At 62.9% G+C, this 12,263-nt stretch carries 14 protein-coding genes; 13 read left to right on the top strand and 1 reads right to left on the bottom strand.

Going from position 1 to position 12,263, the window contains the following annotated elements; genetic code table 11:
• Positions 1 to 15: 15 nt before the first annotated feature.
• The 12 genes from miaB to ABID26_RS13685 all read left to right on the top strand — a co-directional run bounded on the left by miaB (position 16) and on the right by ABID26_RS13685 (position 11,021).
• Positions 16 to 1,425 carry a tRNA (N6-isopentenyl adenosine(37)-C2)-methylthiotransferase MiaB gene (miaB, locus tag ABID26_RS13740; RefSeq protein WP_354415838.1) on the top strand — a complete coding sequence of 470 codons (1,410 nt, stop codon included), beginning with the start codon at positions 16 to 18 and terminating at the stop codon, positions 1,423 to 1,425.
• Between the two features lie 136 nt (positions 1,426 to 1,561).
• On the top strand, positions 1,562 to 2,554 hold the full coding sequence (locus ABID26_RS13735) for a PhoH family protein (protein WP_245460396.1): 993 nt from the start codon (positions 1,562 to 1,564) through the stop codon (positions 2,552 to 2,554).
• Between the two features lie 66 nt (positions 2,555 to 2,620).
• Positions 2,621 to 3,118, top strand: coding sequence for an rRNA maturation RNase YbeY (ybeY, locus tag ABID26_RS13730; RefSeq protein ID WP_354415837.1), 498 nt, complete (start codon positions 2,621 to 2,623; stop codon positions 3,116 to 3,118).
• Positions 3,119 to 3,145: 27 nt separating this feature from the next.
• Positions 3,146 to 4,222, top strand: a complete 1,077-nt coding sequence (locus ABID26_RS13725; protein ID WP_126096340.1) for a hemolysin family protein — start codon at positions 3,146 to 3,148, stop codon at positions 4,220 to 4,222.
• 12 nt (positions 4,223 to 4,234) lie between these two features.
• Positions 4,235 to 4,705, top strand: a complete 471-nt coding sequence (locus ABID26_RS13720) for a VOC family protein (protein ID WP_354415836.1) — start codon at positions 4,235 to 4,237, stop codon at positions 4,703 to 4,705.
• Positions 4,706 to 4,857: 152 nt separating this feature from the next.
• Positions 4,858 to 5,448 carry a YajG family lipoprotein gene (locus ABID26_RS13715; RefSeq protein ID WP_292345740.1) on the top strand — a complete coding sequence of 197 codons (591 nt, stop codon included), beginning with the start codon at positions 4,858 to 4,860 and terminating at the stop codon, positions 5,446 to 5,448.
• Between the two features lie 300 nt (positions 5,449 to 5,748).
• Positions 5,749 to 7,338 (top strand): apolipoprotein N-acyltransferase, encoded by a 1,590-nt coding sequence (lnt, locus tag ABID26_RS13710; protein WP_354415835.1) that lies wholly within the window; start codon positions 5,749 to 5,751, stop codon positions 7,336 to 7,338.
• Between the two features lie 139 nt (positions 7,339 to 7,477).
• Positions 7,478 to 7,900, top strand: a complete 423-nt coding sequence (locus ABID26_RS13705) for a helix-turn-helix domain-containing protein (protein ID WP_126086026.1) — start codon at positions 7,478 to 7,480, stop codon at positions 7,898 to 7,900.
• A gap of 169 nt (positions 7,901 to 8,069) precedes the next feature.
• Positions 8,070 to 9,347, top strand: a complete 1,278-nt coding sequence (gene metK / locus ABID26_RS13700) for a methionine adenosyltransferase (protein WP_126096337.1) — start codon at positions 8,070 to 8,072, stop codon at positions 9,345 to 9,347.
• Positions 9,348 to 9,367: 20 nt separating this feature from the next.
• The gene (gene trmB / locus ABID26_RS13695) at positions 9,368 to 10,069 is read left to right on the top strand and encodes a tRNA (guanine(46)-N(7))-methyltransferase TrmB (RefSeq protein ID WP_126096336.1); all 702 of its coding nucleotides are present in this window, start codon (positions 9,368 to 9,370) and stop codon (positions 10,067 to 10,069) included.
• 139 nt (positions 10,070 to 10,208) lie between these two features.
• A complete protein-coding gene (locus tag ABID26_RS13690) occupies positions 10,209 to 10,508 on the top strand; it encodes a type II toxin-antitoxin system TacA family antitoxin (protein WP_126096335.1) in 300 nt (99 codons plus the stop codon).
• A gap of 3 nt (positions 10,509 to 10,511) precedes the next feature.
• Entirely contained in the window at positions 10,512 to 11,021 is a 510-nt protein-coding gene (locus ABID26_RS13685; protein ID WP_126096334.1) for a GNAT family N-acetyltransferase, read from the top strand.
• A gap of 71 nt (positions 11,022 to 11,092) precedes the next feature.
• On the opposite strand, the gene ABID26_RS13680 is transcribed toward ABID26_RS13685, so the two are convergent.
• Positions 11,093 to 11,242, bottom strand: coding sequence for a hypothetical protein (locus ABID26_RS13680; protein WP_189521391.1), 150 nt, complete (start codon positions 11,240 to 11,242; stop codon positions 11,093 to 11,095).
• Positions 11,243 to 11,594: 352 nt separating this feature from the next.
• Between ABID26_RS13680 and rimP the strand changes: the two genes are divergently transcribed.
• Positions 11,595 to 12,227 (top strand): ribosome maturation factor RimP, encoded by a 633-nt coding sequence (rimP, locus tag ABID26_RS13675; protein ID WP_126096333.1) that lies wholly within the window; start codon positions 11,595 to 11,597, stop codon positions 12,225 to 12,227.
• Positions 12,228 to 12,263 lie beyond the last annotated feature (36 nt).

The following is a 12,263-nucleotide window of genomic DNA, read 5'->3' as shown; positions in this document are numbered from 1 at the left end:
GTTAGAAGCCGCCCGATGGAATTGAACACGATTGAAAGTCACGAGATCGGTGCTACGCCCGAGCACTCGGCTGGCGCCGCCCCGGCGGCGAAAAAGGTCTTCGTCAAGACCTATGGCTGCCAGATGAATGTCTATGATTCCCAGCGCATGACCGATGCGCTGGCCGCCGACGGCTATGTCGCGACCGATGCCGTCGAAGACGCCGACCTGGTGCTCCTCAATACCTGCCATATCCGCGAGAAGGCGGCCGAAAAGGTCTATTCCGAGCTTGGCCGCATCCGCGACATGAAGGCCGAGCGCGCCGAGGCCGGCCGCGAGTTGCTGATCGGCGTCGCCGGCTGCGTGGCGCAGGCCGAAGGTGCAGAGATCATCCGACGCGCGCCAGCGGTCGATCTCGTCATCGGCCCGCAGACCTATCACCGTCTGCCCGACGTGCTGGCGAGGGTGCGCGGCGGCGCAAAGATCGTCGAGACCGACTACGCCATCGAGGACAAGTTCGAGCACCTGCCGCAGCCGAAGCGCGCCGAGGTGGCCAAGCGCGGTGTCACGGCGTTTCTCACTGTGCAGGAAGGCTGCGACAAGTTCTGCACCTTCTGCGTCGTGCCTTATACGCGCGGCTCCGAAGTCTCGCGGCCGGTGGCGCAGATCGTCGCCGAGGCCGAGCGTCTGGCCGAGGCCGGCGTGCGCGAGGTGACGCTGCTCGGCCAGAACGTCAACGCCTGGCACGGCGAGGGCGAAAACGGCGAGGAATGGGGTCTTGGCCGCCTGCTTTTCCGCCTGGCGGAAATCCCTGGCCTGGCCCGGCTGCGCTATACGACCAGCCATCCGCGCGACATGGATGACGAATTGATCGCCGCCCACCGTGACCTGCCCGCCTTGATGCCCTATCTGCATTTGCCAGTGCAGTCTGGCTCCGATCGGATACTCAAGGCGATGAACCGCAGGCACACGGCACGCGACTATCTGACCCTCATCGAGCGCATCCGCGCCGCGCGCGGCGATATCGCCATGTCCGGCGACTTCATCGTCGGCTTCCCCGGCGAGACGGAAGCGGATTTCGAGGCGACGCTCGAGCTGGTGCGAGAGGTGAACTACGCCTCTGCCTTCTCGTTCAAATATTCGCCTCGCCCCGGCACGCCGGGCGCCGAGATGGACGGTCATGTGTCGGAAGCCGTGAAGGATGAGCGGCTGCAGCGCCTGCAGGCGCTGATCAACAAGCAGCAGAAGGATTTCATCGCCGGCATGGTCGGCCGCACCGTCAGCACACTGATCGAGAAGCCGGGCCGCCGTCCCCACCAGAAAGTTGGTCGATCGCCATGGCTGCAGCCGGTTATTGTTGACGACAAGGCCGGTGGAATCGGTGACATTATTGACGTACGAATCACGAAGACAGGTCCAAACAGCCTGTTCGCCGAGTTGGCCTGATGCATGTCGCCCAAAAGTACTCGCGGTTTTGGGACAACGACATGCATAGCCACAAGCCTCGGCAGATGAGGAGAGACGGTTGAGCGCTGCTGAACTGAAGAATCCGCCCCAGAGCCAGGCATCCGGGGCCTCCGACATGGCGCACATCGTACTGACCTTCGACAACAACAAGCTTGCCAGCGCCCTTTACGGCCAATTCGACGAGAACCTGGCCCGGCTCGAGCAGAAGCTCGGCGTCGATATCCGCTCGCGCGGCAACCAGCTCGCCATCAAAGGCACGGCTTCGGCCGCCGAACAGGCGCGCCGCGCGCTGGATACGCTCTACGGCATTCTGCAGAAGGGCGCCGATATCGGCCAGTCGGATGTCGACGGCGCCGTGCGCATGGCGATCGCCGCCGACGACCAGCTGACGCTGCCGACCATGGAGCGCAAGGGCAAGGTCTCCGCCGCCCAGATCGCGACGCGCAAGCGCACGATCTATGCCCGCTCGCTCAACCAGGACGCCTATATGCGCGCGCTGGAGCGCTCCGAAATGGTGTTCGGCATCGGCCCGGCCGGCACCGGCAAGACCTATCTGGCGGTGGCGCATGCGGCCATGCTGCTCGAGCGCGGCATGGTCGAGCGCATCGTGCTGTCGCGTCCGGCGGTCGAAGCCGGCGAACGCCTGGGCTTCCTGCCAGGCGACATGAAAGAGAAGGTCGATCCGTATCTCAGGCCCCTCTATGACGCGCTCTACGACATGATGCCGGCCGACAAGGTCGAGCGGGCGATCGCCGCCGAGGTCATCGAGATCGCGCCTTTGGCCTTCATGCGCGGCCGCACGCTGGCGCATGCGGCGGTGATCCTCGATGAGGCGCAGAACACCACGCCGATGCAGATGAAGATGTTTCTGACTCGTCTCGGCGAGAACTCGCGCATGATCGTCACCGGCGATCCGACCCAGATCGACCTGCCGCCCAACACCAAGTCGGGCCTGGTCGAGGCGCTGCGTATCCTCGACGGCGTGCCGGGCATCGTCACGGTCCGCTTCAACGAGGGCGACGTCGTGCGCCATCCGCTGGTTGCCGAGATCGTCAAGGCCTATGACCGCGACGGCAAGCTGGCCAGAGGCCTCGGCACCGAGAACTAGAGCATGATCCCGAAAAGTGTGCGCGGTTTTCGGGAAAGATCATGCTCAGACAAGAAATAAAGCCCCATGGCTGATAATCCGGGATCCAGCGGCGAGACGCCGGTCGACATCGATATTTTCGTCGAGGCCGGCGACTGGCCCGAGGAAGCGGAGCTGACACGCCTGGTAGATCGTGCGGTGGCGGCCGCCTTTACCGAGACCGGCGCAAAGGGTGCCTCGGAACTCAGCGTCGTTTTTTCCGACGACGCCCATATCCGTACCCTCAACGCCGAATGGCGCGGCAAGGACAAACCGACCAACGTCTTGTCTTTCCCGGCTTTTTCCTTCCCGAAAGGCGGCAAGCTGCCGCCGATGCTAGGCGACATCGTGCTGGCCTCCGAGACGGTCGCGCGTGAGGCCACTCTGGAAGACAAGCCGCTGGCGAACCATATCACCCATCTCGTCATCCATGGCCTGCTGCATCTTCTGGGCTATGATCACGAGACCGACGCCGAGGCCGAGGAGATGGAAGCGATCGAGCGCGCGGCGCTTGCGAGGCTTGCCATTCCCGATCCCTACGCGTAACAAAAAAGACCAATTGACCTGATGGCGATGAACGACAAACCAGAAACTGCCGCCCGTCCGGATGCCGGCAGTGCGGCCAAGCCTTCCGAGAAGTCGGAAGAGGGCTCCAGTCCGAGTATTCCGACCGGCAGCGTGGCCGTTGAGCCTTCGCATGCCGGTCCTTCGCTCTTCGATCGCGTGCTCGGCCTGTTCCGGCACCGCAACGGCACCAATTTGCGCGAGGAGATCGCCGACGCGCTGGCTGAGACGGCCACCGATGCCGAATCCTTCTCGCCCGGCGAACGTGCCATGCTCAACAACATCCTGCGCTTGCGCGAAGTGCGCGTCGAGGATGTGATGGTGCCGCGCGCCGACATCGAAGCGGTCGAGATCGCCACCAATCTTGGCGATCTGCTTGGCCTCTTCGAACAATCCGGCCATTCCCGCATGCCGGTCTATTCCGAGACGCTCGACGACCCGCGCGGCATGGTCCACATCCGCGATGTTCTTGCCCACATCACCAAGCTCGCCCGCGTCAAGAAGGGCCGCGCGAACAGGAAGAACCCGGCGCCGACCGTTCTCGATCTCGCCCAGGTCGATCTCGCGCGCACGATCGGCGATCTCGACCTGATCCGCCCTGTGCTGTTCGTGCCGCCTTCCATGCTTGCCTCCGACCTGATGGGACGCATGCAGACGACGCGCACCCAGATGGCGCTCGTCATCGACGAATATGGCGGCACCGACGGCCTCGCCTCGCTCGAGGATATCGTCGAGATGGTGGTCGGCGACATCGAGGACGAGCACGATGACGACGAGCCGATGGTCACCCAGACGGGCGACGGCGTGTTCGTCGTCGACGGCAAGGCCGAGATCGACGAGGTCGCCAAGATGATCGGTGAGGATTTCGCCGCCGGCGAGCATGGCGAATATGTCGACACCATCGGCGGCATGATCTTCAACACGCTTGGCCGCGTCCCGGCCAGGGGCGAGGTGGTGCAGGCCATACCTGGCTTCGAGTTCCACGTTCTCGACGCCGACCCACGCCGCGTCAAGCGGGTGCGCATCGTGCAGAGCCCGAAGGGCGAACGGCAGCGCCGCCGCGCTGCGCGCACCGAGCAGGCCTGATTTCGTCGCGTCATGCCGGTCGACAACCCGTTCAAGCATGCCGTCCTCGGTTCCGGCGTCTTCTATCGAAATCCGCGCGCGGCCCTGGCCTGGCTTCAGGCGGCGTTCGGCTTCGAGCCGAGCATGCTGGTCAGCGATACGGACGGACGGCTCGTTCATGCCGAAATGCGGTTTGGCGATGGCTACATCATCGTCGATTCCGAATGGACCGAGCACGTTGCCAGCCCGGCTTCGGTCGGCGGCAGGAATACCCAGTCGGTCTACATCCGTTTGAAGGAAGACCTCGACGCCCATTGCGAGAAAGCGCGCGCGGCGGGGGCGGAAATTCTCGAAGAACCCACCGACCATTTCTACGGAGAGCGCCAGTACCGCGCCCGCGATCCTGAAGGCCATATATGGACTTTCACCCAGACCTTGCGCGTGGTGCCGCGAGAAGAAGCCGAGCGGCTGAGCGGTCTGAGGATCGAGGGTTGGCACCGATAGCGCGACCGTGAATTAGGCTGGGCTCATCCGTGTTTGGAGCAGGCGGCTGGCTCCAGGCACTACGCAGGCAGGCGTTTGCGATCCAGGCTCTATCCGACCGCGCAACCTGTTATGTAATACTCCGAATCGATTTTGATGATTTGGAGATTCCATTGCTTCGCCGCAGTATTGTTGCCATTGTCGCGATTGTCCTTACCGCTTGCGCCGCGTCCACCATTGATCCGCAGAGGAAGGCCTCCATAGGCTTCGTCTATGTGGAGCCCGTGCAGCTATCCAAAGCCTCTGTCTTTGGGCCAAATTTAAGTGAGGCAGATGCAAGTTCTGGGAAAGTACCCGCCACGGTGTCGGAGGCTGAATCTCGTCTTCAGCAGGTAGTGGATGCGCGCACGAATCTCCGCGAACTCATCGAAAGTCAAGCAAAGCAAGACCTCATTAGCAAAGGATATCACGTAACAGACACGGCATCAGGCGCTTCCGCCAAACTGAAGATCAACGTGTACCACGCGTTGAGCGTTCCAGTTGGCGATGGGCGAGGGATTGCAATGACCGTCAGCGCTGAGATGGTTCGTTCATCGGACGGCAAACGGTTAATGTTCGCCGGCGAGAGCCAAATCAAGGATTCTGAAACGAAAGGAGTTCGCATGGCACCCTATGCCGAATGGTTCACCAATGATGATTTCCTCGTCGAGCAGTACCGATTGGTAGCTCGGCTACTCACGGCTCAGGCCCTTGCGGGTCTATAGGGGCACAAGAATTCGTTGGAGGCGAGACCCCTCGCGGGACAGCAAGCGCCCATTCGCGATGTGGCGACCGACATTGCGAAAACGCTACCGGGGCCGAGCCTGACGACAACTTCAACGTGACATGAGTTCGCGTCGGTCCGCCGGACGGCGGACCGACCTGGCTTTAAGCCGTAACCTGAAGCTGCCGCCTTTAGGCGATGGAGCGTTTACAAGGACGTCCCTCAAATCACCGTCATTTGGAGCAGGCGGCGCGGCCTGTTAAATCTCTGGCACCCTGATTCGCGCGACTTGGGAAGCTATATGCAGCGCTTTGCCGGCCGGATAATTCTGCTGTGGGGGTGGCGGCGATCGCTGGTGGCGTTTTTCGCGGGCGCGCTCGCGGTTCTCGCTCAGGCTCCTTACGATTTCTTCGCCGTCTGCTTCGTCTCGTTTCCGGCGCTTGTCTGGCTGCTCGACGGCGCGACCGGCGAGGCCTCCGACGGGTGGCTGAAGCGCCTGAGGCCGGCCTTTGCCATCGGCTGGTGGTTCGGCTTCGGCTATTTCCTCGCCGGCCTCTGGTGGATCGGCCAGGCACTTCTGGTCGAGGCCGACACCTTCGCCTGGGCCTTGCCTTTCGCCGTGGTCGGCATCCCCCTCGCGCTTGCCTTTTTCTACGGCTTTGCGGCGGTCGTGGCGCGGCTTTTCTGGAGCAGCGATATCGGCCGCATAGCAGCACTCGCCTTCGGCTTCGGCCTTGCCGAATGGCTGCGCGATTTTCTCTTCACCGGCTTTCCGTGGAATGCCGTCGGCTATGCCGCGATGCCGGTGCCGATCCTGATGCAGAGCGTGTCGGTGACCGGCATGATCGGCATGAACGCGCTCGCCGTCTTCGTCTTTTCGCTTCCCGCTCTCATCGCCGCGCGCCGGCATCTGAGGCTGGGCCTTGCCCTGTTCGTCATCCTCGTCGCCGCCGATGTCGGCTTCGGCTATTTCAGGCTTGCCGCCCCGGCCGAGCCGGCCACCCGCTCGATCGATGTTCGCATCGTCCAGCCCGCCGTCGATCTCAGCGAGAAATGGGACGCTTCGGTGCGCGACCGCATCTTCGCCACGTTGTTGGGGATATCGGGGAAAGCGCCGGAGCAAGGCCATGCCAAGCCGCAGCTGATTCTCTGGCCGGAAACATCGGTGCCGTTCCTGTTCACCGAGCGTCCGGACGCGCTGACGGCGCTGGGCGATATGCTGGGCGACGGCCAGATGCTGATCGCCGGCGTCGTGCGCGAAGAGGGCGGCGCGGGAAATGCCGGCAGCCGTTATTACAATTCCGTGGTGGCGATCAACGACAAGGGCGAGATCACTGACGCCGTCGACAAGGTGCATCTGGTGCCGTTCGGCGAATATCTGCCCTTCGAGGGCCTGTTCGAACGTTTCGGCATCGGCCAACTCGTCGCCGGACCGATGAATTTCGCCGCCGGCAACGAACGGCATCCGATCGCGATGCCGAACGGCCTGCGAGCGGTTCCCTTCATCTGCTACGAGGTCATCTTTGCCGACCTTGTGGCGGTTGACGCAGCGTCATCCGAACTTATTGTGAACGTCACCAACGACGCCTGGTTTGGCGACACGCCAGGCCCGTACCAGCACTTCAGGCAGGCGCAGGTTCGCGCGGTGGAGAACGGGTTGCCATTGTTGCGTGCGGCCAACAACGGCATCTCCGCCGTTGTCGATTCGCGCGGGCGCATCGTCGATGCCCTGGCGGTCGACGCGCGCGGCGCCATCGATGCGCATGTGCCGATTTCTGGGCGCGTCCTGCTGTCCGCCGACCAGCGCCGCATTAACGGATTGCTGATCATGTTGCTGTTTGCCCTGACGGCCTTCACATTGAATGTAAGGCAGCGGCTACGGGTGAATTGACAGTCGGCACATTAGAAACTCATACTGTAACGCCTAAAATTTTCTCGAAGTCGGCTGGAGGGGACTGTTGGGGCAGGTGGCTCCGGCTTCGTTTGGGCGGCAAAAATAGAAAAAGCCGGAAAAATTCGGCGAGGAAAAAATGACAGAAGAGAACAAGAAGAAGCCGAATCCGATCGACATCCATGTCGGGAGTCGTATTCGGTTGCGTCGCAATATGCTTGGAATGAGCCAGGAAAAGCTGGGTGAAAATCTCGGCATCACGTTTCAACAGATACAGAAGTACGAAAAGGGGACGAACAGGGTCGGCGCCAGCCGTCTGCAGGCAATAGCCTCCATCCTGAGTGTTCCCGTCGCCTTCTTCTTCGAGGACGCCCCCGGTCAGGAGGCCGGGGCCGGCAACCGGGGATTCGCCGAGGACGCCTCGATGGCCTTCGCCATCGAATTCTGCGGCAGCCCGGAAGGGCTTCAGCTCAATCGCGCCTTCGTCAAGATTCCGGACGTCAAGGTGCGGCGCCGGATCATCGATCTTGTGAAGTCCCTTTCGCCGGACGATGCCGAGTGATTCCAGGCTCCTGCTGCCGGCGGTGCCCTGCCGCCGGTGGCACAAGCCGATTGTGCCGATATTCATGCCAGATCCGTCGCGCCGCTTGACGAGCGGCGCCCGGCACCGCTAACACGTGGCGCGCCAAAAATCGGCAGCCCTGCCGATCTTTTTTCAAGAGGGGACACCCGTGACGCGGCAGAACTATCTCTTCACCTCGGAATCCGTCTCCGAGGGCCATCCCGACAAAGTCTGTGACCGTATCTCCGACGAGATCGTCGATCTCGTCTATCGCGAGGCCAAGAAGACGGGCATGGACCCGTGGAAGGTGCGCGTTGCCTGCGAGACGCTGGCCACGACCAACCGCGTCGTCATCGCCGGCGAGGTCAGGGTTCCCGACACGCTGCTGAAGAAGGACAAGGCCGGCAACGTCCTCAAGGATGCGTCGGGCCACCCGGTCGTCAATCCGACCAAGTTCAAGTCGGTCGCCCGCAAGGCGATCCGCGAGATCGGCTACGAACAGGCGGGCTTCCACTGGAGGACGGCCAAGATCGAGGTGCTGCTGCACGGCCAGTCGCCCGACATCGGCCAGGGCGTCGACAATGCCGCGGACCGCCAGGGCGAGGAAGGTGCCGGCGACCAGGGCATCATGTTTGGTTACGCCTGCCGCGAGACGCCGGACCTGATGCCGGCGCCGATCTATTACAGCCACAAGATCCTCGAATTGCTTGCCGCCGCGCGCCATGAAGGCAATGGCGAGGCCGGCAAGCTCGGCCCGGATGCCAAGAGCCAGGTCACCGTACGCTATGCCGACGGCAAGGCGGCGGAAGTGACGCAGATCGTGCTTTCGACCCAGCATCTCGATTCGAGCTGGGATTCCAAGAAGGTCCGCAAGGTCGTCGAGCCCTACATCATCGAGGCGCTTGGCGATCTCAAGGTCGCCGAAGACTGCAACTGGTACATCAACCCGACCGGCAAGTTTGTCATCGGCGGGCCCGACGGCGATGCCGGCCTCACCGGCCGCAAGATCATCGTCGATACCTATGGCGGCGCAGCACCCCATGGCGGCGGCGCCTTCTCCGGCAAGGACACCACCAAGGTCGACCGTTCGGCCGCCTATGCGGCGCGCTATCTCGCCAAGAACGTGGTGGCGGCCAAGCTCGCCGACCGCTGCACCATCCAGCTTTCCTACGCCATCGGCGTTGCCCAGCCGCTGTCGGTCTATGTCGACCTGCACGGCACCGGCAAGGTCGACGAGGCCAGGCTCGAGGAGGCGCTGCGCCAGGTGATGGACCTGTCGCCGTCCGGCATCCGCCGTCACCTCGACCTCAATAAGCCGATCTACGCCAAGACCTCGTCCTATGGCCATTTCGGCCGCAAGGCCGGCCGCGACGGTTCCTTCTCCTGGGAGAAGACCGATCTCGCCAAGGCACTCAAGGACGCGGTTGCCGATGCGATTGCCGCCTGACGGCGTCGCCAAGCGTATCCATGGAGCCAAACGACAGGCCGAGCCGCGCGACCGAAGCTTTCTTCGGCCGTCGGCACGGCAAGGCCATTCGCCCGCAGCAGGCCGCGGCGCTTGAAAGTGGCCTGCGCGCCTACGGGCTCGACCTGACGGCCGAGGCGCCGGCGGATCTCAAGACGCTGTTCGAGGCGAAGGTTTCCGCACTTCAGCTTGAGATCGGCTTCGGCGGCGGCGAGCATCTCTTGCATCGCGCGACGGAAGCGCCGGCGACCGGCTTCATCGGCGTCGAGCCCTTCGTCAACGGCATGGCCAAGATGATGACGGCGCTCGACAAGGGCCCGCTCGCCAATCTGAGAGTCTATGACGACGACGCCACACGCCTGCTCGACTGGCTGCCACCGGCTTCGCTCGACGGCATCGACCTGCTTTATCCCGATCCCTGGCCGAAGAAGAAGCACTGGAAGCGGCGCTTCGTCAGCCCGGCCAATCTCGACCGGTTCGCCCGGGTGCTGAAGGCGGGCGGCAGGTTCCGCTTCGCCTCCGATATCGACAGCTATGTGAACTGGACGCTGCTTAACTGCCGCGCCCACGGCGCCTTCGCCTGGCAGGCGAGCGAGTCTGCCGACTGGCACCGGCCCTATGAGGGTTGGCCCGGCACGCGCTATGAAGCCAAGGCCATCCGCGAGGGAAGGCGGCCTGCCTATCTGACCTTTGTCCGGAAATAAGCTCGAAGATATCGAAGCTTCAAAGTGCCGGTAATCAGGTCGCTCGGAAGCGGTGATCTTCGAAGGCGATGGGTCGACCTGCTGTATTGTATTGCATATAGCGCTACAAATCGCTATGTTGCCGGCCAGGAGATGCATTATGGCCGCCACGGTCGAACGTAAGGAATACCCGATCTCGATGCGCCTGCCGGAAGCGGACGTGGCGATGATTGACCGTGCCGCCACTCTCCGCGGTCGGTCCCGTACGGACTTCGTGCGCGATGCCGCCGTACGCGCGGCCGAGGATGTGCTGATGAACAACCGCCTTGTCCGCATGAGCCCGGAAGGGTTCGCGGAATTTATGGAGGTCCTGTCGGCTCCGGCCGCCCCGGTCCCCGATTTGGTGGAATTGGCAAAGCGGCCCGCACCCTGGGAAGCTGGTTACACAACGAAGCGCTAAGCCGTGGCCTTATCGGCTCCCGAACCGCTTACCGCAGCCCACGACGTTTCCGGATTTTCCTGCGGGAAACCGACACTTGATCACTGGCTGAGAACGCGCGCGCTCTCCAATCAGGAGAAGGGCTTTACGGCCGTTATCGTTGTCCATGAAGCCAGCCGCGTGGTCGGATACTATGGTTTGGCGCCCACGGCCGTCGTGCCGTCGATCTTGCCCCGGTCGATCCGCACGGGGCAACCGCCGGATCCCGTGCCTTGTCTGCTCCTCGGCCAGCTTGCGACCGATACCGGATGGGCTGGGCGCGGCATCGGCACCGGCTTGGTGAAACATGCCCTTCAGCGCTGCGTCCAGGCAGCGGGACTGATTGGAGGGCGTGCGCTCATGGTCAATGCGATCGATGAGGACGCTGTGCAATTCTGGCGGCGGCGGGGATTTCTCCCAACGAAGGACGATCCATTTGTCTTGTTTCGTCCGATCGCAACAATTGCCGCATCGCTCGTGGAAGCCCAGAAGTAAGGTGCTGCGGTGCCGTCCGGCGGGATGGCGACAGCCAGGCAGCCCACACCTTGCTGGCTCCCGTAGGCGGCTTAGAAACGGCCGAGCTTGTCGAAGGCGGTCGGGTCGATGCCGAGTTTCTTCAGGTCGCTGCGGCGCGGCTTACGGCCGGCCTCGACGGCGCGCGATGCGGCAGCCGCGCTGCCGAACGTGCCGAGAAAATCGCCAATCACGAAAAACAATCCACGGTCCATGATAAATACCTTTCGCGCGCCACCGCGCGCGACCTTTCCTTATTGCAATGCAACATAGATGGGTATGGCCGGTCAGCACTTACAGGGGCGGCGACGCATGGCCGCCATGCTCGACGTGCATTGCCCCCACGTTCAATCGCCGGATCATGGCTTGTTGCAGTGAAGGATCAAATGGCCGCGCCAGCTCTAGATGTAACGGCGGCACGGTCAGGCTTGAAACGCCGGCCGGGATCGTCTATATCAGCATCAAATTCTTGGTCGGTATGACGAAGAGTGGGTCCTCCCGGTCCCGCTCTTTTTTGTTACCTGCCGGCCGGAGCGACGAAGCGACAGGAATCTTATGACCGCAGCGGCAAGCGAAGCCGACGACCGTATCATCCGCGAAAGCGGTATCGATGCGCGCATTGCGATGATCGTGCAGCCGGTGCTCAAGGCCATCGGCTTCCGCCTTGTTCGGGTGCAACTGACGGGGCAGAACGGGCTGACGCTACAGATCATGGCCGAGCGCGAGGACGGCACCATGACCGTCGAGGATTGCGAAGAGGTCAGCCGCGCGGTGTCGCCGGCGCTCGATGTCGAAGATCCGATCGAAAAGGCGTATCATCTCGAAGTGTCGTCGCCGGGCATCGACCGGCCGCTGGTGCGCAAATCGGATTTCGCCGCCTGGACCGGCCACCTGGTCAAGATGGAGACCTCGGTCCTCATCGGCGACCGCAAGCGCTTCAAGGGCAAGATCGCCGAGGCGGATGCCGACGGCTTCCTGCTGGAGCGCGACAAGGCGGCCTATGGCGAAGAGCCGACGGTGCGCGTGCCTTATGACGCGATTGCCGAGGCGCGGCTGGTGCTGACCGACGATTTGATCCGCGAGGCCCTGTCGAAGGACAACAGGGCCCGCAAGGAAGCGAAGAAACGCCGGGGCGAAGCGGAAGATGCCGCCGCCGGCGAAGAAAACGAAACCGAACAGGAAAGTTGATTGACCTTCGGGCCGCGTGCCCGGGGCGAAGTCGGG

Source organism: Mesorhizobium shonense (assembly GCF_040545255.1).
In the GTDB taxonomy this organism is placed as follows: domain Bacteria; phylum Pseudomonadota; class Alphaproteobacteria; order Rhizobiales; family Rhizobiaceae; genus Mesorhizobium; species Mesorhizobium shonense.
The sequence above is the reverse complement of the archived record's forward strand: the minus strand, read 5'-3'. Positions and strand labels throughout refer to the sequence as shown.

Excerpts from the sequence above, each read along its gene's own strand:
- miaB (WP_354415838.1), top strand. The coding sequence starts at position 16 with ATGGAATTGAACACGATTGAAAGTCACGAGATCGGTGCTACGCCCGAG.
- ABID26_RS13735 (WP_245460396.1), top strand. The coding sequence starts at position 1,562 with ATGGCGCACATCGTACTGACCTTCGACAACAACAAGCTTGCCAGCGCC.
- ybeY (WP_354415837.1), top strand. The coding sequence starts at position 2,621 with ATGGCTGATAATCCGGGATCCAGCGGCGAGACGCCGGTCGACATCGAT.
- ABID26_RS13725 (WP_126096340.1), top strand. The coding sequence starts at position 3,146 with ATGAACGACAAACCAGAAACTGCCGCCCGTCCGGATGCCGGCAGTGCG.
- ABID26_RS13720 (WP_354415836.1), top strand. The coding sequence starts at position 4,235 with ATGCCGGTCGACAACCCGTTCAAGCATGCCGTCCTCGGTTCCGGCGTC.
- lnt (WP_354415835.1), top strand. The coding sequence starts at position 5,749 with ATGCAGCGCTTTGCCGGCCGGATAATTCTGCTGTGGGGGTGGCGGCGA.
- ABID26_RS13705 (WP_126086026.1), top strand. The coding sequence starts at position 7,478 with ATGACAGAAGAGAACAAGAAGAAGCCGAATCCGATCGACATCCATGTC.
- trmB (WP_126096336.1), top strand. The coding sequence starts at position 9,368 with ATGGAGCCAAACGACAGGCCGAGCCGCGCGACCGAAGCTTTCTTCGGC.
- ABID26_RS13690 (WP_126096335.1), top strand. The coding sequence starts at position 10,209 with ATGGCCGCCACGGTCGAACGTAAGGAATACCCGATCTCGATGCGCCTG.
- rimP (WP_126096333.1), top strand. The coding sequence starts at position 11,595 with ATGACCGCAGCGGCAAGCGAAGCCGACGACCGTATCATCCGCGAAAGC.